Origin of the sequence: Thermogemmatispora tikiterensis, assembly GCF_003268475.1 — a bacterium.
In the GTDB taxonomy this organism is placed as follows: domain Bacteria; phylum Chloroflexota; class Ktedonobacteria; order Ktedonobacterales; family Ktedonobacteraceae; genus Thermogemmatispora; species Thermogemmatispora tikiterensis.
Genome location: NZ_MCIF01000002.1, coordinates 3,112,094 through 3,132,643, shown reverse-complemented (window position 1 = coordinate 3,132,643; position 20,550 = coordinate 3,112,094). Strand labels below are relative to the sequence as shown.

General features: G+C 60.0%; 14 protein-coding genes. 11 read left to right on the top strand and 3 right to left on the bottom strand.

Going from position 1 to position 20,550, the window contains the following annotated elements; genetic code table 11:
- The first annotated feature begins 41 nt into the window (after positions 1-41).
- Positions 42-536 (top strand): helix-turn-helix domain-containing protein, encoded by a 495-nt coding sequence (locus A4R35_RS12600; protein ID WP_112429881.1) that lies wholly within the window; start codon positions 42-44, stop codon positions 534-536.
- 191 nt (positions 537-727) lie between these two features.
- On the opposite strand, the gene A4R35_RS12595 is transcribed toward A4R35_RS12600, so the two are convergent.
- Both A4R35_RS12595 and A4R35_RS12590 read right to left on the bottom strand, forming a co-directional pair.
- A complete protein-coding gene (locus A4R35_RS12595) occupies positions 728-1,690 on the bottom strand; it encodes an HAD family hydrolase (protein WP_146747209.1) in 963 nt (320 codons plus the stop codon).
- A gap of 102 nt (positions 1,691-1,792) precedes the next feature.
- Entirely contained in the window at positions 1,793-2,308 is a 516-nt protein-coding gene (locus A4R35_RS12590; RefSeq protein WP_112429877.1) for an AAA family ATPase, read from the bottom strand.
- A gap of 328 nt (positions 2,309-2,636) precedes the next feature.
- Here A4R35_RS12590 and alaS point away from each other — a divergent pair, with 328 nt between their 5' ends.
- From alaS to A4R35_RS12550, 8 genes are all read left to right on the top strand, one after another.
- Positions 2,637-5,279: an alanine--tRNA ligase gene (alaS, locus tag A4R35_RS12585; protein ID WP_112429875.1), complete on the top strand. Its 2,643-nt coding sequence runs from the start codon at positions 2,637-2,639 to the stop codon at positions 5,277-5,279.
- Between the two features lie 481 nt (positions 5,280-5,760).
- The gene (locus A4R35_RS12580) at positions 5,761-7,095 is read left to right on the top strand and encodes a cell division FtsA domain-containing protein (protein WP_112429873.1); all 1,335 of its coding nucleotides are present in this window, start codon (positions 5,761-5,763) and stop codon (positions 7,093-7,095) included.
- A gap of 175 nt (positions 7,096-7,270) precedes the next feature.
- Positions 7,271-9,916, top strand: a complete 2,646-nt coding sequence (locus A4R35_RS12575; protein WP_189361733.1) for a baseplate J/gp47 family protein — start codon at positions 7,271-7,273, stop codon at positions 9,914-9,916.
- A 314-nt stretch (positions 9,917-10,230) separates the two neighbouring features.
- Positions 10,231-10,725, top strand: coding sequence for a Holliday junction resolvase RuvX (ruvX, locus tag A4R35_RS12570; protein WP_112429869.1), 495 nt, complete (start codon positions 10,231-10,233; stop codon positions 10,723-10,725).
- Positions 10,722-11,831: an endolytic transglycosylase MltG gene (gene mltG / locus A4R35_RS12565; RefSeq protein ID WP_112429867.1), complete on the top strand. Its 1,110-nt coding sequence runs from the start codon at positions 10,722-10,724 to the stop codon at positions 11,829-11,831. The genes ruvX and mltG overlap by 4 nt, the downstream gene beginning before the upstream one ends.
- Positions 11,832-11,856: 25 nt before the next feature.
- Positions 11,857-12,750, top strand: a complete 894-nt coding sequence (locus tag A4R35_RS12560) for an undecaprenyl-diphosphate phosphatase (protein WP_112429865.1) — start codon at positions 11,857-11,859, stop codon at positions 12,748-12,750.
- 201 nt (positions 12,751-12,951) lie between these two features.
- Entirely contained in the window at positions 12,952-13,131 is a 180-nt protein-coding gene (locus A4R35_RS12555) for a hypothetical protein (protein ID WP_112429863.1), read from the top strand.
- A gap of 302 nt (positions 13,132-13,433) precedes the next feature.
- Positions 13,434-13,646, top strand: coding sequence for a hypothetical protein (locus tag A4R35_RS12550; protein WP_112429861.1), 213 nt, complete (start codon positions 13,434-13,436; stop codon positions 13,644-13,646).
- A 166-nt stretch (positions 13,647-13,812) separates the two neighbouring features.
- Here the strand turns inward: A4R35_RS12550 and fmt are convergent, their stop codons facing one another.
- The gene (gene fmt / locus A4R35_RS12545) at positions 13,813-14,805 is read right to left on the bottom strand and encodes a methionyl-tRNA formyltransferase (RefSeq protein WP_112429859.1); all 993 of its coding nucleotides are present in this window, start codon (positions 14,803-14,805) and stop codon (positions 13,813-13,815) included.
- A 133-nt stretch (positions 14,806-14,938) separates the two neighbouring features.
- Here fmt and A4R35_RS12540 point away from each other — a divergent pair, with 133 nt between their 5' ends.
- The gene (locus A4R35_RS12540; RefSeq protein ID WP_112429857.1) at positions 14,939-17,107 is read left to right on the top strand and encodes a tetratricopeptide repeat protein; all 2,169 of its coding nucleotides are present in this window, start codon (positions 14,939-14,941) and stop codon (positions 17,105-17,107) included.
- Positions 17,108-18,003: 896 nt separating this feature from the next.
- Positions 18,004-20,091 (top strand): LCP family protein, encoded by a 2,088-nt coding sequence (locus A4R35_RS12535; RefSeq protein ID WP_112429855.1) that lies wholly within the window; start codon positions 18,004-18,006, stop codon positions 20,089-20,091.
- The last annotated feature ends 459 nt before the right edge of the window (positions 20,092-20,550 follow it).

The window sequence follows — 20,550 nt, the reverse complement described above, 5'->3', positions numbered from 1 at the left end:
AGGCCTTCGCTATCGAAGCGGAGGCAAAAGGAGTTCAGACTATGACCACCGGTGGAACAGCAAGAGGCCGCTTTGCCTTTCTAGATGCTGGCGAAGCGGCCCGTCGCCTGGGTGTCGATCGACGCACCCTCGATCAATGGGTCCAACAGGGCCGGATTCGAGCCTATAAGGGAGTAGGGCGCGACTACTTTTTCAAAACCGCTGACGTCGAGGCGCTCTACAAGGAGCTGCATCCAGAGCCTGAGCTGGCGCAGGCCATTGCTGCCGATGAGCAGGAAAGCGCAGCTACTACCGGCGGCGCGCAACCGCTCCAATTCGTACCGCGGCGCAAGCAGCAGGACCCGGCCATGCGCGTCTATCTGCGCCTGCAGGCCGACACCAAGTGGTATGATGTCTCTGAAGAAGACATCCGCACCTGGTTTTTGCAGCTAGCTCCAGAAGGCTACGAGCGCAATCGGCGCAATGCCCTGCATGCCATTCAGAAACTGCAGTACCTGGTTAGCCTCATCGAAGAAGCTCAGAAGCGCGCACCCTGAATACGGCGACTGACTGCTGGAGAAGAGAAAGAAGCGAGACAGCGAGCAGCGGGCCGTGTGCAGGCAAGGAGCGCGGCGCAGCTGCTGTGGCAGCCAGACGGCTCCATTCCTATCTCGTCCTTCCTTACTTCTTCCTGGCGAGACCTGCCGATAGAATGGGGCCGCTGGCTGACATACGAGCAGTTTCCCGCTTAGTGAGCAGGCAGAACGGTGAGCAGCTCGGCCACCTCGCGGATAATCAGATCGGCGCCGCGCTCGCGATACAGAGCGATCTCATCGGGGAAGACACGCATCACGGCCAGAAAATCAGGCTCGTCCGGCCTCTGAGTACGGCGATAGTTCAAAACCAGATCCAGATCGTCAGCCGTATCACCCACGTAGAGGCCGCCGCTGGCCCCCACAGCGGCGATGGCCAGGCGCAGTGCCTGGGGATCGGGCTTCAGGCAATCGTCGCCGCTGATTACCACATCCCACCAGGCGCCTCCGCTATGAGCGGCCAGGCGCTCCAGAGCACTATCGACCTCGGGGCCGATGCGGCCAGTAATCAAGCCCAGCTTCCGCAGACCGGCGTCGTGCAAACGCATCGGCAGATCAGGGGGCAGTAGCAGCGTCTCGCGATGCACAAAGCCGGGCCAATCGGGCAGATAACGTGGTTCGCGCCCGAAGCGCCGGCGGTACTCGGCCGCCCCCCAGTAGTATTCGTGACACAGCTCGCCCACCAGCTCATAGTCCGGGAGAGCGCTGGCCGGAATCACCGAGCGCACCCACTTCAGACCGCCCTGTCCTTCCAGCATCGCCGCCCGTGCCAGCTCCATCCACTCGCGATTACTGCGCTCCGCCAGCGGCGTTCCCTGCCACTCGCGCAGCTTCGCCGTATAAAGGCCGGCCAGCAGATAGCACATGTGCCAATCGTCGTTGAAGCCACCAGCCTGCTTGAAGAACTTCACATCATCGAGCGTCAGCAGAGGGCGGCCCTCAGCACGGCCCCAATCCAGGCCGTGGAGTGTTCCAACAATATACTCAGCCACTGCAATATCGGTAGCACGGAACGATTCGCTTGTTTTGATCAGAACACCATCAACATCGAAGAAGAGCGTATCGCAAGGAACGGGAAAGCGCAACCCACTGCGTCTCCACGGAAGAGCAGATTCCATAGAATAAAGACAATCCTTTCTCTCAAAGTTTTCTCGCTCGATTGAGAAAAGCAGGACCAGGAGAAGGCGGAGCCTGGCCTGACGAGGTGAAGCTGACACCAGTCAGGGGTCGATCTCGATCGTCGCCTCCATGTCGTGCTCATTGAGCAAATAGACGCGGTCCCACTGCTCGGCAGGAATCTCCTGCAGCGCCTTTTGCAGGAGGCGGATATGGTATTCAATCACCTGCGGGCCGACCTGGCGCTCGCGCAGGCGATCGCGCTCAAGGCAGGTAGCTAGCGAGACATTGAAAACCACCAGGCATTTCAGGTAACCGAAATGAAAAGCCAGCTCCCAGAGCTTGCGCCGCGCCTCCGCGTGGAGAGCTGTGCTATCGGCCACCGTGAAGCGCCCGTTGAACAGACGCTTCCTGATTATATAGTGGAAAACGTCGAAAGTGTCGCGGTTGACCTGCTGATTGGTCGGATCATCGCAGATCATGGCCCGGCAGTAATCCGAAGAGACCACCATCGTGGGTATCGCGCTGAAGTAGCGCGCGGCGAAGGTACTCTTGCCGGAGCCGGCAGGCCCGCAGAGGACCAGCAGCGTGCGACGGGGAAGCTTCATCGAAACAGGCATGCACCTCGCTCCTTTCCACAGGCATTGCGATAGGTCCCTGGCTTTGATATAATGCCCGTGCACAAATGGCTCTAGATATTACCTATGCCCGATCTGGCGGGACGCGGCATCGTGCTGGGGAGGACGCTGGTTCTATTATCCACACCGGATCTCATCTACTTATAGCGATCTGGACTGATGAAGTGGCGCGCTTGAGCGCTCGCTCTACCAACCAAGACCAAGGCGCTGAGTCGATCAAGCTGATTTGTTTTGGATTGGTAACTTCCAAGCCGTCCCGCTCAGGTGCCGCGGGTGAGCCCAGCCCGATTGTACTAGTGAGGAGGCAGCTGTGTCTGTAAAAGTGCAGCCTACCACTGCAGAAATTCGCCAACGCTTCCTGGACTTCTTTGTCCAGAAAGGTCACTATCTGATGCCCAGCTCGTCGCTCATCCCGCGCGACGATCCGACGGTGCTTCTGACCACCGCCGGTATGCAGCAGATGATTCCTTTCTTTCTGGGGCGCGAGACGCCTCCCGCCACGCGGCTCACCTCGGTGCAGAAGTGTTTCCGCACGACGGATATTGATAAAGTGGGCAATGAGCGCACGCTGACCTTCTTCGAGATGCTGGGCAATTTCTCGGTGGGAGACTACTTCAAGCGCGAGGCGATCGCCTATGCCTGGGAATTTCTGACCCAGGTTGTCAAGATCCCTCCCGAGCGTCTTCATCCAACGGTCCATCCCGAGGATGACGAGGCCCCGCGCTACTGGACGGAGATCACCGGCATTCCTGATGAGGCCATTGTGCGTCTGGAAGATAACTGGTGGGGACCGCCGGGAGCCGCTGGCCCCTGTGGACCGGATTCGGAGATCTATTACGATCGCGGCGTCGAGCATGGCTGCGGTAGACCAGACTGCAAGCCCGGCTGCGAATGCGAACGCTTCCTGGAGATCTGGAACCTGGTCTTTATGCAGTTCTATCAGGATCTCGATGGCAAGCGCACGCCGCTGCCGCGCAAGAATATCGATACGGGCATGGGCCTGGAGCGCCTGACGATGGTCCTCCAGGGCAAGCAGTCGGTCTTTGAGACGGATGTTTTCCGGGCGATTATTGACCGCTTTGCCACCCTGGCCGGCACGGCCTATGGCCGCGATGCTCGCACCGACACGTCGCTGCGCGTCATCGCCGACCACGGGCGCGCCCTGGTCTTTCTGGCTGCCGATGGCGTGCTGCCCAGCAACGAGGGCCGCGGCTATATCTTTCGCCGTATCCTGCGTCGCGCCGTCCGTCACGGTCGCTTGCTTGGACTGGAGAAGCCCTTCCTGGCCGAGGCTGCCGATACCGTGATCGAGCTGATGGGCGGCCACTATAGCGAGCTGCGCCAGCACCGCGATCGCATTGTGGCTCTGCTCAGTATGGAGGAGAAGAAATTTAATCAAACGCTCTCCACCGGTTTGCAGCTGCTGACCGAGCTGCTGGCTGAACTAAAGCAGCGCGGCACGACGGTGATCCCCGGGGTCGAGGCTTTCAAGCTGTACGATACCCACGGCTTCCCTCTGGAATTGACTCAGGAGATTGCGGCGGAGCAGGGCTTCACCGTTGACGTAGAGGACTTCCAGGAGGCCATGCGTCAGCAACAGGAGCGCAGCCGCGCGGCCAGTCCCTTTGCCCAGGCCCGTAACGACCAGCAGCTCGCCGAAGTCGCGGCCCGTGTCACCTCAACCACCTTCCTCGGCTATGAAACCACCAGCGCTAGCGGCACTGTTGTGGCGCTGCTGGTCAATGGTGAAGAAGTCGAGAGCGTCAGTGCACCGCAAGAGGCGCTGGTGATTCTGGATCGCACCCCGTTCTACGCCGAGAGCGGTGGCCAGGTTGGCGATCGTGGCCTGCTTAAAGGAATGGTAGGAACCTTTGTCGTCGAAGATACTCAGCGCCCCCTCAAAAGCCTGATTGTCCACTATGGCCGTGTCACGGAGGGCTACCTGCGGGTTGGCGAGACGGTCCAGGCAGAGGTCGATGCCCAGCGTCGCGAAGACACTATGCGCAACCACAGCGCCACTCATCTGCTGCATAAGGCCCTGCGAGACCTGCTTGGTCCCCAGGTTGAGCAGCGCGGCTCGCTGGTTGAGCCGGAGCGCCTGCGCTTCGACTTTGCCTCTCCCCGTGCTCTCACCAGCGAAGACCTGGTCCGTCTGGATGAGCTGGTGAATAGCTGGATTCGCGCCGACTATCCGGTGATCACCGAGATTATGCCACTGGAGGAGGCGCTCAAGACGGGCGCGATGGCCCTCTTCGGAGAGAAATATGACGAGCAGGTGCGCGTTGTCTCGATGGGGAGCAGCAAAGAGTTGTGCGGAGGTACGCACTGCCGCGCCACCGGGCAGATTGGCATCTACGTCACGACCCAGGAGACAAGCATTGCCGCCGGTATTCGCCGTATCGAGGCTCTTACCGGACGCGGCGCCGAGCAGTATCTCCGCGGGCGTAAGCTGCTCGTCGAAACCCTGGCGAGCCGCTTGCAGACCCAGCCGGACCATCTGATCGAGCGCGTTGATCAGCTACGCGACGAGCTGGCAGCATTGCGTCGCCAGCTGGGGCAGTATCAGCGGGAAGAGGCCAGACGCCAGGCGGCCTCTCTGGCGGAGCAGGCGCGCGAGGTGAACGGTGTGCCGGTGGTGACAGCCAGCCTTTCGGCTCCCGACGATCGCGTGCTGCGTGAGATTGCTGAGATGACGCGCAATAAGTTGGGGCGCCCAGGCGTAGTAGCGCTCGCTGCTGCCTACGATGAACGAGTAAGCGTGCAGGTTCTGGTCGCTCCCGAGCTGGTCCAGCGCGGCCTGCACGCCGGCAAGATCGCCGCCGCCGTGGGCCAGCGACTCGGCGGAAAAGGCGGCGGTCGGCCAGAATATGCTCAGGGTGGCGGACGCGAGAAAGAGGCCCTCAGCGCAGCGCTGGCCCTGGTGCCTTCGCTCGTTGAGCAGGCCCTGAGTTGAGAGCTGGCCGGCAGGTCCGAACAGGGGCCTGCCCGGCCTCGCCCAGGACAACATCAGCAGGCTCCTCCTTGGGAGAGAGCTGGCTCCACAGCGAAGAGAAAGCCAGCAGATAGACTCGCTCGCTGGCCCAGCCAGAACCAACCAACCAATCAATCGACCTGGCTGGCATGAGCCAGGCCAGGCGTAGAGCAAGGACGCTGCCACACTGATGCCGGACCCGGGCGCTGCCCGACCGAAGGAAGGCCGGCAGCAGCCTCGCGGTCAGGAACAGGAAGACGAGGGAGACTCATCATCACAGGGCAGGCGGTGCACACTGGCTGAGTGGGGAGGCCCACGGAAAGTGCGAAGCTGGTGCCCCTTGTTGTCCAGCAGGCATTGTGTTATAACGTACGTGTAGTGCTCGTGTTCACCTATTAAAGCCTGGACCGAAAGGCGGCATGTTCTCTGTGGCATGCATCAACAGGGGATGTTGTGAGTTCTGATGGTAAAGCTCTTTGACCGCTTGCGCTCTCTCTTCCGGGGACAGATCAGAGAAGGCAGCTACGAATATGTCCCCGAGGACGGCTACGAGGAGCAGTATGGCGACGGGAGTGGGCGCCAGTTCTATACTGCCCTTGATATTGGCACAGAGTACGCGAAGGCGATCGTCTTCGAGGTTGTAGATGACCAGGGCATCGTGCTCGGCGTGGGTCGGCATCGCCAGAGCTACTCACATATGTCCGATGGCATCGTCACGGATATCGAGGGAGTCATTCAGGGCTGCAATGAGGCTCTGATCCAGGCTGAGCGAGCTGCCGGCGATATCGTGGCGCCGGATGCAGTCATTGGCATTGCTGGTGAGCTGGTCAAAGGCAGCTCGATCACGGTGACCAAGACCCGTCAGCAACCGAACAAGTTCATTACGCCCGATGAGCTGGAAAGCCTGATCGGCATGGCTCAGCAGAAGCTGCTGAAAAATGCCCGCGATCGTATTGCAGCTGAGACGGGATATCAGAATATTGAGGTGCGTCTCACCAACGCTGCGGTGATCTCGGTGCGCGTTGATGGGCAGGTGGTCACGAACCCCATTGGTTTCCGCGGGCGCCATCTCTCTCTGACTCTCTTCAGCGCCTTTGCTCCCCTCATGCAGTTAGGGGCGCTGGAGACCGTAGCCCAGGGTCTTGATCTGCGCCTGGTGGCCATCGTGGCGGAGCCGTATGCCCTGGCGCGCTGTCTCAGCACCAACGCGAGTGCTGATAGTGGGGCGATCTTCATTGATGTCGGTGGGGGAACAACCGATATCGCCCTGGTGCGCCAGGGTGGCATCGAAGAGACACGCATGTTTGCCCTGGGAGGGCGAACCTTTACGCGGCGCCTGGCAACGGGCAAGGGTCTCTCGTTGAAAGAAGCGGAGAAGCTCAAGGTGCTTTACAGCAATGGGATGGTTAAGGGTCACGAGCGCGATGAGATCAGAGCCATTCTGGCTCCCGAGTGCCAGACCTGGATGGACAGTGTGGAGCTGCTCATCGAGGAATTGGCGAAGAACGAGCTTCTACCGCCAGCGATCTATATGGTCGGTGGTGGCTCAGCTCTGCCCGATCTGCAGGAAAAACTACGGAGCTTTCCCTGGACGGAACGCCTACCTTTCGCCCGTCCGCCGCTGATTGAGACGGTCCAACCGGATATGGTCACCAGCATCCTTGACCCGCGTCAGCTGCTACGCGATGCACAGGATATCACGCCGATGGCCCTGGCCTACCAGGCTATCGAGCTTCAGAATGAGAATAGTACCCTGGAGCAAGCGCTCTACAAAGTTATCCAGAATATGCATCTCTGAGGCGCGAGCGCGCGGCGAGTGGCCAGGGGAGAGGGGAGAGCCTCGCGCATTGCCACTGGTGTTTCGCCCTGGCTGGCAACCAGCCGAAGAGCGCAGACAGGCATGAGACAACGACAGAAGACAGGGCCCACGTAGAAGCAGTCGCGTGCTGGCCTGCATGCAGGGAGTAGGGCACATGTCTGACGAGCAGCAGATTATTTATCTTGGCCCCGAGGAAGAACTGACCGACGTGCGCCAGCGCCTGGAGAAGGTTCCAGCGCGGCGTCTCATTCTGGTGGTGCCCCCGCAGACCAAATTGCGCAGCCACGTGGGTTGGCGGCTGCTGCATGCACGCACGCGCGAGCTGGGCAAGGATGTGCTCGTCGTCAGCTCGGATCGTCAGGTCCGAGTAGTGGTCAAGGCTGCAGGCTTCAAGGTGGCCGAGTCTCTGACCTCTCCTCCCAGCAGTCGAGCGCGCCCGGGCAGCCGGCCCGCACGTACCCTGCAACATAGCTCTAGCTCACGGTCACCGACACGCGGCCTTGCGGCGCGTACTCGCGCTGAGCAGCAGCGCACTCTCTCTAGCGGAGCTGAGGAGAGGGAGGAGAAACCGTTACTGCCGCGCGCGCCGACGCCCGGCCAGAGATCGCTGAAAGGGGTGGAGGAGCCTGGCACATTGTCAAGCTCTTTCGGGCGCCCACGCGAAAGCCGGGAACCACTCATCGAAGACCTGGCCAGTCCTCAGCGCCCCGCTGAGGCAGGCGGCTCCGTCCGCCGATACTCTCAGCCATCGACCGAGCACTCTTATGACTTTCATATCGAACCAATCGATGCCTCCGCGGAGATCTCTCCACTCCTCCCGTCTGGGCAGGAGGAGGATGAAGCTGAGGATACGCTGCTGGAGGATTTCCGCACCGCCCAGCACATTCGCCAGGCCGCGCAGCCGGGCCCCGCACGCGCTGCGCCTGCCGGCTTGGATCGGCAGTCCTATACTACTGCCCCCCTTGAAACAGGAGAGCGCCAGGAGGAAGAGGAAGCAGCCGATCCCTTCAGTCGTATCGAGGAGATCTCCCCCAGCTCTCTTCCCGAACAACGCGGAGCCTTCGCTCCCATCGACGAGGTCGAGGACGATATTCCGGCGATCTCGGGTCGGCGCGGAACCCTGCTGGAAGCCGAGGTCGAGGATCTGGGTGATCAGGGGGATATCGCTCTGCCGTCGACACACCTTTCTGTCGAGCGCTGGAGTACCCCTGGTAGCGAGGAACCAGCGGAGGAAGAGGAAGACTTCCCGTCCTCCGTGTCCGGGTTGGGGGCGCGGAGCTATGGCAGATCATCCCCTTCGCGAGTGAGTGGATTTGACGGAGAGACGGCTATCCCTGGCGCTGAAGAGGAGGAGAGCGAGCTGGCTCTGCCCGATATTGAGGCGTTGCCTACGCGTGCGCTGCCTCCCCGTTCTGCTCCTGAGCCTCCGCGTGTGATCAGCGGTTCACTGGTAAGAGGACCAGCTGGCTCGGCTGCCCCCAGAACAGCTTTGCCGGGAACAGCGCCACGCGGGTCGGGCGAGATGGTTTCGGGCCGGCCACAGAGCAAAACGGCACCCACCACCGGCGCCGGTGCACGGGTCACCGCTGCCCGTTCTCCCCGCCGACCAGCCAGCACACGCAGCGCCAGCGCTCGTGGTCCGTTGCTCTTCGTGGGCCTGCTTGTGCTCTTATTAGCTCTTATCGCAGCTATGGCCTATTATGTCCCCACCGCTGAGGTGAGTTTTACACTTCCAGCGCGGGCCTTTAGCCAGAATCTCCAGTTCACCGCTAGCTCTACCACGCGTCTGGATGTGGCGGCTCATACCTTGCCAGCCCAGGTTCTGCTCTTTAGCCGCAATGTCCAGGCTCAGGGGCGGGCCAGTGGACTGGCGCGGGTTGGCGTGGTTAAGGCCCACGGGACGGTGGAGTTTACCAATAAAGGCAGCCACTCGCTCGTCATCCCGACAGGCACCATCGTAGCAACTCCCTCGGGTATCCAGTTCGCAACGACCGCCGAGCCACTGATTACGCCCGGAACTACCTATCCGGTCCAGGTTGAGGCGGTCAACCCCGGCACCAGCGGCAATGTGCCGGCCAATAGCATCACGGTCATCCCCCCCGAGAGTCTACAGCAGATTGGGGCCTCTGCCAACGAACTGACGGTCACCAATCCTCAGCCTACCTCGGGCGGTGGTCTGGGCAGTGTACCTCAGGTGACCAATACCGATGTCGATGCCATCAAGGGTCAATTGGATACTCGATTGCAGCAAGAAATGCGTGACTGGCTCAAGCAGCAGCTGCATAACGGCGATCTGGCTGGTCAGCCAGTAGTGCAGGAGCAGGTCAATGCGACGCCTGCTGTCGGTCAGGTGACCCCTGGTGGGAACTTCACTGCGACCCTCACCTTCCAGGCAGCGGTCCTGGTGGTCCGCGCTGCCGATATTCAGGAGGCGGCCCGCGCTGCTCTCAATGCTGCTATCCAGAAACAGCAACAGGGGTATGAACTGCTCAGCGAGAAGCCTGTCTCTATTACAAGCTTGAAAGGGACATCCCATAACAATGGCAGCTCCCTGGCGCTGACTTTGACGGCCACAGGGCTGGTTGGACCGGCAATCAGTGACGAAGAGCTGCAGAGCCAGCTCAGCGGGAAGGCCAAGGATCAGGCGCTCAACGATCTCAACAGCCTGCTGGCTACTCGCCTTGGAAAGCAGGCCGTGGATATCCAGACGGCCATCTCCGTCAATCCAGGCTTCTATCCCTGGATGCCCTTGCTACGCGATCATATTCATATCCATCGGAACATCGTGACAGTCTCCTGATCTCCTAGGAGAAGCTGTAGACGGAGGAGGGCGCCGACGGCAGCTAGGCCCATACTGGCTGGCCATGCTGCCTGTCGGCGTTTTTCTTGAGCAAGGCCAGTAGCGAGCGCCGTGGGGGGCCAGTTGACTGACCAGCTAGCTGCTCGCCGGAGTGGCGCTGAGAGGAGGGGAAGGCTGCGTAGACCAACCCTTGCTATTCTTTCCCGGGCGACGTAGACAGTGAAGGCTTCCTTCGTTAGAATGCTATGGATACTGCTCTCTTCTATAGTAAGAAGTAGTAGCAAATAAAAGACAGCAAGCTGGTCTGACTTTTTATGATGGCTCGCATACTGGCTTTAGACGTGGGAGAGGCTCGCATCGGAGTGGCCGTCAGTGATGCCTCGCAGATTCTAGCCTCGCCCTATACGACGCTGGAGATAGCCGGCAACGAGGCCCGGCTGTGGGAGGCGCTGCGGCGCATCATTGAGGAGAACGAGGTTGAGGCGCTCGTGGTGGGGCTACCGATCAGCCTTGATGGGCAGATCCATCAGCAGGGAGAGCGTGTGCTAGCCTTTGTCGAGCGCTTGAAGCGCCATATCAAGATCCCAGTCGATCTGTGGGATGAGCGCCTCTCGACCGTAGAGGCGCAGCGTTTGCTCGCAGAGCGGGAGCAGGAGGAAGGAGGGAGGCGTTCCAGGCGTGGTGGCCATCGAGGTGGTCAGGGAAAAGGAGGAAGGAACCGGCAGGGAGTCGATGCTCTGGCAGCGACGCTTATTCTGCAGCAGTACCTGAATCACCGGCACCAAGCTCCAGAGGAAGCGTCACAATGAAAGTACGAGGTCCTCACCCTCCTCGCTCACGGGGGGCCATTCTCAGCGTCTTTCTGGTCTTTGCCCTGGTTCTGGGCCTCATCTATGTCTCATGGAACCTGGTCACGGCGGTCTTAGAGCCTGTAAGCCCGCCCGGCCAGGGGCATACGGTAACGATCATTGTCCAGGAGAATGAGACGGTACAGCAACTGGCGAATGATCTGCAGGCCAAGGGACTGATCCGCAACACGCTGGCCTTTCGTTTCTGGGCCAAGATCAAGGGTCTGGACCAGCATTTGCAAGCTGGCGTCTATCGCAACCTGAACAGCAGCATGAACATGAGCGACATCATCGATGCGCTCATGACAGGAGAGCCCGATGAGATTGCCATACGTGTCCCCGAGGGCTGGCGTCTGGAACAGATTGCTGACAAGATTGAGGCAGCGGGCCTGCCACGTTTCAGCAAACAGGACTTTCTGACCTACACCAAGAATCCGGCCAAGTTCCCCGATCGTAACAAATTTCCTTTTCTCAAGCAGCTCCCCTCGGGGGCGACGATGGAGGGGCTTCTCTTCCCCGATACCTACTTTTTCACGCTTGGGGCGACGACCACGGATGTGATCGATCGCCTGCTGGAGGAGTTCCAGGCCAAGGTGCAGCAGTATCACCTGGACACGCAGGCGGCAGCGAACCATATGAGTCTCTACCAGATGGTCATTCTGGCCTCAATTGTTGAACGTGAGGCAGCCTTTGACAGCGACCGCCCGTTGATCGCCAGTGTCTACTGGAACCGTGTCTATCGTCCTAATGCCGAAACAGCAGGCTTTCTCGATGCAGATCCCACTGTCCAGTACGCACGCGATTCGCAGCCCGGCACAAAGAGCTACTGGGCGCCCCTGGCCGCTTCGGGTAGTCAGGTGCTACCCGATAGTCCCTGGAACACGTATACACATAAGGGGTGGCCACCGACGCCGATCTGTAGCCCGAGTCTGGCCAGCCTGCAGGCCGCGGCGTCGCCGGCCAAAACCGACTACTACTTTTTCCTGAACCGGCCTGATAACGGACGGGCCGTCTTTGCCAAGACTCAGGCCGAGTTTGATCAGGAGGTTCAGCAGTATCTGAAGTAAGGAAGCAACAGCGAGAGTAGAGCTGATGAATCTGAATCTCGGACAGGTCATTTTTCTAGCTCTGTTGCAGGGTATCACCGAGCTGTTTCCCATCAGCAGCCTGGGGCACACAGTAGTCATCCCCGGGCTGCTGGGTTGGGGAGATCTTGTAGGCAACGAACGCTTTCTGCCTTTGATTACAGCGCTCCACCTGGGAACAGCCCTGGCGCTCGTGATCTATTTCTGGCGCGATTGGCTCCAGGTGCTGCGCACCTTGTGGAAGAGCGTCAAAGAAGGCCAGGTACAACGAGGCACGGAGGAATGGGTGAGCTGGTTGATCATTATCGGCTCAATCCCGACGGGGATTCTGGGGGTCTTTCTGGAGAAGCCGCTGAAGCAGCTCTTCGCGTCTCCTGTTATCGCCGCCACCTTCCTGGTGGTCAATGGTTCCCTGCTCTTCTTTGGGGAGGCCTTGCGCCGCTATCGAACGGCACAAGAGGAGCGTCGTCAGGCTAATAAGGACGCCAAGAGTCTGCTGCGTCCTCTGGCCTCGCTCTCCTGGAAAGAGGCGGTGCTGGTGGGTCTGGGTCAGTCCCTGGCCTTGATCCCGGGTATCTCGCGCTCTGGCGCTTCGATGGTGGCTGCTCTAGGTGTGCGCCTCAGCCACGAGGATGCGGCCCGCTATTCTTTCCTGCTAGGAACACCCATTATCTTTGCGGCGGCTGTTCTTGAAATCCCTCAGCTCTTTGGTCTTTCAGGCTCCGTCTTGCTGCTGGTCTTTACGGGCATGGTACTCTCGGGGCTAGCAGCTTACCTCAGTACTAAATTCTTACTGAAGTATTTTGAGACGGGTAACCTCTATCCTTTTGCCGTCTATTGCTGGATCGCTGGCCTGGTTGGGCTTGTTTTGCTCTTCTTCGTATTGCACACCGCTGCCTGATTAGGTAGAATTGCTTAGAGGCTGTAGGGGGAAGACAGCTGCTGTCGGCAGGGGTTGGCCCTAGCGGTGGTGGCTCCCCCCAGCCTGGCAATGGTCCCCGTTCTGAAGGAGGAGAGTCCTGTCGCCAGCCCTGACAGGGCTTGACCCCGTGAACCGAGGTCCCTATTTTGAACTTTTGAGGAAAAGGTAGGAACACCGCGTATGAAGAACCAGTATCTCTTTTATGCCGCCCTTGCTGTAGGTATTATTCTGCTCATCCTCGGCGTCGTGTTCGAGGTAACTCATCATCCTGCGCGCGGCCTGGTCGGCCTGATCGTCGGTGCGATCCTGCTGATCGTTGGGATCGTCGGTATGGTGATGGGGCGGCCCAAGACGGCCTAGTTGGGCCGAGTCCTGTGCCGGTCTGTATTGGCCTGGCCTGGCTTGTTGTCTGTCTGCTTGCTGCCGCCTCTTCCTGACTGGATGGACGGGGCAGGCGCGCTTTGAAATGATAGGCAGGCAGGGGGGACAGGAGTAGGCCCGGACAGTAGAGGGCTGGTTATCCGGCTAAGGCTTCCTGTTACCCCTGGCCTCTTTCCTGGCCAGGTAGGGCGGCGGCCTATCTAGTAGGCCCAACCAGAGCCAGATTTTTCTCATCAACAAAACAAGTGACCTATTTCTTGCTCTCAGGAAAGGGTGGAACGATGAAGAACTCTTCTAGTCCTACGGTCTTTATCCTGGCGATCGTGGTGGCGATCGTGGCGTTGATTGCCGGCATCTATTATCTGATCCCCGGCATTCCCCATGTGCTCGCTTCGCCGCCGACCGCCGTCCATGTAAAACATGCGGTGCTCTTTTTTGCGATCGCTATTATCTGCGTCATTGGTGCCCTGGTGACTCGTCCCCGCGCCGCCTGAGCGCTGGTTCGCGGAGCGGGGGCCGGGAAGAGAGAGGTCCCTCAGTCGGCATCCAGGCCAGAGGCAGGCAGAGAGAAGCGATTGATAGCTCTCTCTGCCGGTTTTTCTAGGTGTTTCCCCGTTTCAGTCCTGTCTGCCTCCCAGTGGGACTCTGGCCTGAAGCAGTTTAGCTGGAAGACCCAAGCACGCTGCCGACGATCTGAGGGTAACCGCGAAGGAACTCAGCGGCACTGACCGCCTTGCGCCCTTCCAGCTGCAGGTGGCTCACTAGGAGCCAGCCTTCCCCACAAGCGATTGCCAGCAGCTCCTCGCCGGCAAGCGTGTGCCGATGCACCGTGCCGGGAGGCAGGTTCCTTGGAAGGGGGCTCTGCTCCTCGCTCAGGGCTGTGGCCTTCAGAATCTTGAGCAGCTTACCACGCCAGAACGAGTAGCTGCCTGGCCAGGGGGTATAAGCGCGCACCATCCGCGCCAGCCAGATTGCGGGCCGCTGCCAGTCGATCTGGCCGTCCTCCTTGCGCAGCATGCGGGTATAGCTTGCCTGGCTCTCGTCTTGGGGCTGAGGCGTGATCTCACCGGCGATCCAGCGTGGCAGTGTCTCCAGCAGGGCCGTTGCCCCCAGCTCTGCCAGTTTCGCGCTCAGCGTCTCCGCGGTATCATCGGGGGCAATCGGCAGACGGCGCTGGTGGAGAATGGGACCGGTATCGATGCCAGCATCGAGCAGCATGATGGTCACGCCGGTCTCGCTCTCTCCCTGCAGGATGGCCTCGCTGATCGGCGAGACGCCACGGTATTTTGGCAGCAATGAGGCGTGGATATTCAAAGTGCCGTAATGCGGCTGATCGAGCACGGCTTGGGGCAGAATCTGGCCGAAAGCCGTGACAATGTAGAGGTCGGCATGATAGGCCGCCAGGGCCTCGATCGTTTCAGGGCGCTTGAGAGAGCCAGGCTGCCAGACGTGTAAGCCATGAGCAAGCGCAACCTGTTTCACTGGCGAAAAAGCCAGGTGGTGACCACGGCCAACCGGCTTATCGGTACGCGTGATCACTGCTACAATCTCATAGCCCTCTGCTAAGACGGCCCCAGGTCTGGCGCCGCGGATCAAGGCTTCCAGGGGAGGCACGGCAAACTGGGGAGTGCCCATGTAAATCACTCGGAGCATAGATCTGCTAAGCCTTCTCCCTTCTACGCGAATTACGTCCCTATAATAGCATTTTCAGGCTATCCGCCCCTTGAGGCGTGCCAATATGGTATACTGCACTCACCACAAGTGAAACATCGAGGTACAACGTTGTATGCAAGGGTGGGAATACAACAACCTGGTCTCGGGGGGCGGGCAGGCAGGCGGAGGAACGCCGCCCTTATCGGCTGCGCTTCAGCCAACACCTCAGCGTCGGCAGCAGTTCACATTCGGGATCTATTCGACAACACCTCCAGCGACAGAACCTGAGTGCATTCTGCAGCGCGCCGATGAGGTGAATGCGGTGAGGCGCATGCTGAGCAACCCCAATACCAGCGCTGTCTTTCTCACTGGTGAGCCGGGGGTCGGTAAATCGACGCTGGCCGCGCTCGTCTATAAGAGTATCCAGGCAATGGCCCAGGTGGCAAAGGAGCCTCCGCTGCAGCCACGTTACTTTGTTTGGCTGAGCATTAGCTCGTTCGCCAATCTACCCGATGTCATCGCCGCTATCCTGCGTAGCATCAACGTTGACACCTCTACCTTCTTTCTGCTCAAGCCCGAGCAGCAGATTGCGGCCCTGGTGCGCGCCTTGCGCCGTCCACATGAGAGCGCCTTCATTGTCCTTGATCAGTTTGAGCAGTTGCTGGACCCGGAGACGGCCCAGGGACTGGTCGGGCGTGGAGCTCTGGCGGCCTTCTTTGAGATGCTTCAGATGGATTTGGGCACCAGCCGCCTCTTGCTGACGAGCTATCTCTCGCCCTATGGACCCCTCAACGACGACGAGAAGCGCGTGCGCTCGTATCTGGTCTCGCGGGTCAGTATCCCCGAGGGGGTTTCCTTGCTGCTGCAACGTGGCCTGCAGGGCAGCTATGAGGATCTCTCTCTGGTCTGGCAGCGCTGCGGGGGCCATGTTTTTGCCCTGTTGCTCGTGTGCGCTCTCGTGCAGCTCTCGGGAATTTCTCTGTCCTATCTCTTGCACGCCGCCGAGTATCAGCCGCTTTGGAGCGGCGATGTAACCCTCCAGACTATCGCGGCGCTCTATCGCCATCTCTCTCCACTGCAGACCTTGCTCTTACGCGCCCTGGCGCTCTTCTCCGAGCCGGTCCCACTGACAGGAATTGTAACTACGGTCACGGGCCAGTATGCTTCAGCACATGCCCTGCGCTTTGAGCAAGAGCTGCTGCAGCTGGCGCAGCTTTCGCTGGTGCAGTGCTCCCTGAATGAGGCAGGGACCACCTGCTACGACCTGCATAGCCTGCTGCGCCAGTATGTACTCGCTGCCTACCTGGAGGGGAACGATCTCCAGCATAGCGAGGCGCTGGAGAACATGCTGGGCCTGCGTAGCCCTTTGCTGGAGGCCCTGGCCGGCCTGAAACCAGATGAGCCAGAGGCCCGCGAGATCGCTCTGGCGAACAGCCATTTGCAAGTTGCGGCCTACTACCGTCGCCTGGCTCTGGAGCAGTGCCCACCTCGGGAACAGCGCACGGGCCTGCAGGACGTGGTGCCGCTGTTGCACGCTATTCGCCATCTCTGCCTGGGCTGGCGCTGGCAGGAAGCCTGCGATCTGCTTTTCGACGAGAGCTTGCATGAAAGCCTTATGCGCTGGGGAACGTGGAATACATTGATGAGTATGTATACAGGGATGCTGCCGCCCAGCGGTTTGCTGACACGCCACGATGAGGGCCTGGTCAATAGTCATCTGGGCTTGCTCTATGCCCGCCTGGGTGAGTATGAGCAGAGCCAGCTCTGCTATGAACGGGCGTTCAGTATTCAGCAGGCCCTGGGCGACCAGCACGATGCGGCAGTAACGCTGGTCAACATGGGCGAGCTGTATCGCAGCATGGGGGCGCTCCAGCAGGCCCAGACCTATTTCGAGCAGGCGCTGCTGCTCAATCGCCAACTTGCAGAGCCTGACCCTGAGATCGAGTGTGTGGCACTGCATAATCTGGGCCTGCTCTGCCAGACGCAAAAGCAGTATCAGCAAGCTCTGAGTTATTATCAACAGTCGCTGAAGCTGGCGCTGCGCACCCAGGAGCGCTACGATATTGGCATGATTGTCACCAACATGGGCATGCTGCTCTATGAGCAGGGAAGGCAGGTCGAAGGACTGGCCTTGCTCTTCTTTGCGGTCCAGTGGCGCCAGGCCCTGCAGGACCCAACGGTGAGCACAGTTGAGCTGTTTCTCAACACCCTGGAGCAGCGCCTGGGGGCGGAGACCTTTGCAGGCCTGCGCCAGGCCGCCCTGCTGCAGCAGGAACAGTTGCTTAGCCAGCTCTTTGCCTGAGCTGAGCTGCCTCCTGGGCTTCCTGGGCTGGTGATCGCTAGCTGGTGCAGGCGCCCCCGCTCATAGCCCGACGGGGTCCTGGAGGGTCTGGCCGGTTGCCTCTGGCCAAAAAGGTTCTGTTTGCAAACTTGCTGGAACAGCATGCGTTATAGTAAGTGACTACGAATCAGCGACGCTTTCTTATCCGGGACCAGGGTAGCGTCCACTGGCGCTGCAGGCCTGGCCTTGCCGGGCTGTTCCGCTGACAGGGCTGTGGGCTGGCGAGAGAGAGGCTATTACCCAGGTGGGCGCTGGATGACCGTCCTGCGTGATAGGGTTCGCTGGTGTCTGCTCTGCTCGTTTTGGCATGCATGCTTGCTGGCTCGGGCAGGTTGCAGCCGAGACGATACCTCGCTTTCTGGCTAGCCATTGGCCAGGAGCAGCTTCTTTCACGGATGGGTCTATTCTGCCGATGCAGGGTCCAGTCAGCAGGAGGGTAGGTCAGGCTAGAACGCCTGCTTTGGCTGACCAGTCTGCTTGTTGACCGTGAGCTGTAACACTTGCCTTCTCCTTACGGGGTTGCTTTTGCTATCCTGCAGGATAGCCATATTTTACGATGGCCACGGGAAACGACTTGCCAAAGCGTTGTACTTAACAGTACGCAAAGAAGAGGTAAGGCCCTGTCACAGAAGGAGGGCTACGACTTACTGAGGAAGCAGATAAACGAGCCAGCGAGACTAGAAACTGCTGCTAGGAAATTGGGAGAATGATGTGGGCGGTAGCAGGGCCGGAGAAGCACAAGGCTCCTGTACTGGAGTGAAGTGACCTGGAGCAGCATCAGTGCTGTGCGCGTGTGAGAATGTAGCGCGCATGCCAACAAGGCTCTCTGCTAGGAAGTTGTCAGGAAGTGAGTTTGAATGACTGCGAAACGCCAGTTTATCAAGAATCCGGCTCAGATTCTCAATGAGCCTGTTGAGCAGGAGCCTCAGTCGGGTCTGTGGTCGCCGAACGGCGGGCAAAGGGGGGGAGAAGCCGCGGCGCAGGATCAGCAGGCGGGACCGACTGCCACACGGTCAACAGGTTCGGGTCTCTGGCAGAAGAATCCTATGGGCGGACCGCCGATGCTCTCTCTGCCTGGTCTTGCCGGGCCTGCGGCCTCTTCGCCTCTTGCGACGCCTGCTGGCCAGTCACCAAACGGAACCGGCGACCTGCCTCTGCCACTTTCTCAACAGGGTCTTCCGCCCTTCTCTCTGAATCAGGTTTCGTCGCACCAAACGGACGCCAATGTTCCTCTGAATCGTCTGCCCGATCTGTTGCAGCAGGGGCTGGCTCAGTCGCAGCCCTCGCCTGCCCTCGGAGGGCCACTCAGTGCGCCGGGCCTGGGTCCCTGGCCAGCCGCACCAGGCCTCAGTGGCCCTGGCTCCATGCCTGGTGGCATGCCGGGCTATCCTGGTCAGGGGGCTGGCCTGGCCTCGGGTCCAGGAACGGGGCCGCTGGCTATGGGAGGGGCGATGACAGCTCCTCCGACGACCCCATCAGCCACTTATCCTGTGTCGCTACCGGGCCTGGGTAATGGTCTGCCAGCGGTGGGTGCTACGCCGGGCGTTGATTGGCCGTCCTCGGCTGGTTGGGGAGCGCCTCCTCAACCGGTGCCTCTCCACTCAGCTCAGCCAGCCAGTCCCTCGCTGCCTCGCCCTGCCAGGAAGGGAAAGACACGGAGACGCCGCTTCCCTCTCTGGGTGCGGATCGTGGCCGTAGCCTGCCTGGTGATCTTCCTTCTCACGGGCGCGGCGGTGGCTTACTATTACTATGCCTTTGCCGGAACCGTCAATAATATTGTTGGTCAACAGGTTCCGCGCCTGCGCGGAGATAGCGGTTCCGACACCTCGCAGAGCCAGAGCGGTGGCTCGATCCTCAGCGGGGGGCGCTTTAACATTCTCTTGCTCGGCAGTGATACCGATGAGAAATTCGCTGGTCACTATATTGCCCAGACGGATATCGTGGTGACTATTGATCCGGCCACCCATAGCGTCGGCATGCTCTCGATCCCGCGCGATTTCTGGCTGCCAATCCCCGGGGTCGGCATGGGCAAACTGGATGAAGCCTATGGCTACGGAGGCGTGGCCCTTTCGCGCGCTACGATCCACGCCGATTTTGGTATCCCGATTGATTACTATGCCTGGGTCGGCCTCGATGGCTTTGTCAAGGTGATCGATACGGTCGGCGGGGTCGATGTCGATGTTATGCACCCCATTACAGACGATACCTATCCCGATGATGTCGGCAATACGACTGGTGATATCCATGCCTACAAGCGCCTCTATATTGCGCCAGGGCCGCAGCATTTGTCAGGTCTCCAGGCCCTGGAATATGTCCGCTCGCGCCATGCCGATCTGGTTGGCGACTTTGGCCGTTCGGCCCGTCAACAGCAGGTGCTGACGCAGCTGAAAACCAAACTCGATAATCCCGAGATTTTTGGAAAATTGCAGGAGATCGCCCAGGACCTGAATGGATACGTGAAGACCGACCTCTCTTTGACTCAGGTGCTGGAGCTGATGAATTTCGCTCGTACGATCAATGCGGCGAGCGTGCAGCGTGTGACCCTGGGCCCGCCTTACTCACATGCCGCTACAGTGACGCGCGATGGCCAGGCAGTCGATGTCGAGATCCCCAACTGCGATGCTCTCCTGCCAGTGATTGCCAAGATGTTTGCTCTGGGTGACAAGGCTCAGTGCAATATTGGAACAGCCAGCAATCCCTCGTCGTCAACAGTGGCTCAGACGACGAGCAAGACCAGCAACAGCGCACTCTCGACGGTGCAATCTACCTCGGCTGTGGCTGACAGCGCGCAAGCTGGCAATCCGCTCTCCACCGCTGGCCAGATGGCTAATCTCGGCCTGATGAGCCTGCGGGGCGGCGGCAGCGATAACCTCCTAGGTATACGCAGCCTGCTTGACTTGATGCTGGCGGTAGTCTGTGAGTCGCTGGATGCGGCGAAGGTCTAGTCTGGTCAGCCAGTAGACCACGCCGGAGACGAGGTCGCTGCCTGACCAGGGAGGGATCTGATACCTGCCTCGAAGCTCGCCTTCATCAGGCAGAAAGATATTTATTGCCTGACAGGTTGGCGAGACGAGGCGGGCCTCTATGACGATTTATCCATAAGAATGGATGACAATGCCCGGGCGATGGAGCAGAGAGAGGAAAGGAGAGGTCTGTGGGTACTGATGGTACAAGATCACAGACTTGCTTGCCTCACCTTGCTCTCCCGAGGACGCTCGGCGAGCGCAGCCGGCGCTGGGCCTGGGGCAGGTGTGCTGGTGCGCCAGCGTCCGCTTGCGCCTGCCGCGTGGGGAGATAGTGAGAACCTCGCAATCTGGCAGCATTGTTGCAGGGCTGTAGACGTTGGTTGCAGACCTGCGAGCGCGAAAGGAACAAAGCGAGGTCGCTGCAGCTCTGCCTTCCGT

Coding starts and splice junctions, on each gene's coding strand:
- fmt (WP_112429859.1), bottom strand. CDS start 14,805: ATGCTCCGAGTGATTTACATGGGCACTCCCCAGTTTGCCGTGCCTCCC.
- ruvX (WP_112429869.1), top strand. CDS start 10,231: ATGATGGCTCGCATACTGGCTTTAGACGTGGGAGAGGCTCGCATCGGA.
- A4R35_RS12555 (WP_112429863.1), top strand. CDS start 12,952: ATGAAGAACCAGTATCTCTTTTATGCCGCCCTTGCTGTAGGTATTATT.
- mltG (WP_112429867.1), top strand. CDS start 10,722: ATGAAAGTACGAGGTCCTCACCCTCCTCGCTCACGGGGGGCCATTCTC.
- A4R35_RS12560 (WP_112429865.1), top strand. CDS start 11,857: ATGAATCTGAATCTCGGACAGGTCATTTTTCTAGCTCTGTTGCAGGGT.
- A4R35_RS12595 (WP_146747209.1), bottom strand. CDS start 1,690: ATGGAATCTGCTCTTCCGTGGAGACGCAGTGGGTTGCGCTTTCCCGTT.
- A4R35_RS12580 (WP_112429873.1), top strand. CDS start 5,761: ATGGTAAAGCTCTTTGACCGCTTGCGCTCTCTCTTCCGGGGACAGATC.
- A4R35_RS12575 (WP_189361733.1), top strand. CDS start 7,271: ATGTCTGACGAGCAGCAGATTATTTATCTTGGCCCCGAGGAAGAACTG.
- A4R35_RS12550 (WP_112429861.1), top strand. CDS start 13,434: ATGAAGAACTCTTCTAGTCCTACGGTCTTTATCCTGGCGATCGTGGTG.
- A4R35_RS12535 (WP_112429855.1), top strand. CDS start 18,004: ATGACTGCGAAACGCCAGTTTATCAAGAATCCGGCTCAGATTCTCAAT.
- A4R35_RS12590 (WP_112429877.1), bottom strand. CDS start 2,308: ATGCCTGTTTCGATGAAGCTTCCCCGTCGCACGCTGCTGGTCCTCTGC.
- A4R35_RS12600 (WP_112429881.1), top strand. CDS start 42: ATGACCACCGGTGGAACAGCAAGAGGCCGCTTTGCCTTTCTAGATGCT.
- A4R35_RS12540 (WP_112429857.1), top strand. CDS start 14,939: ATGCAAGGGTGGGAATACAACAACCTGGTCTCGGGGGGCGGGCAGGCA.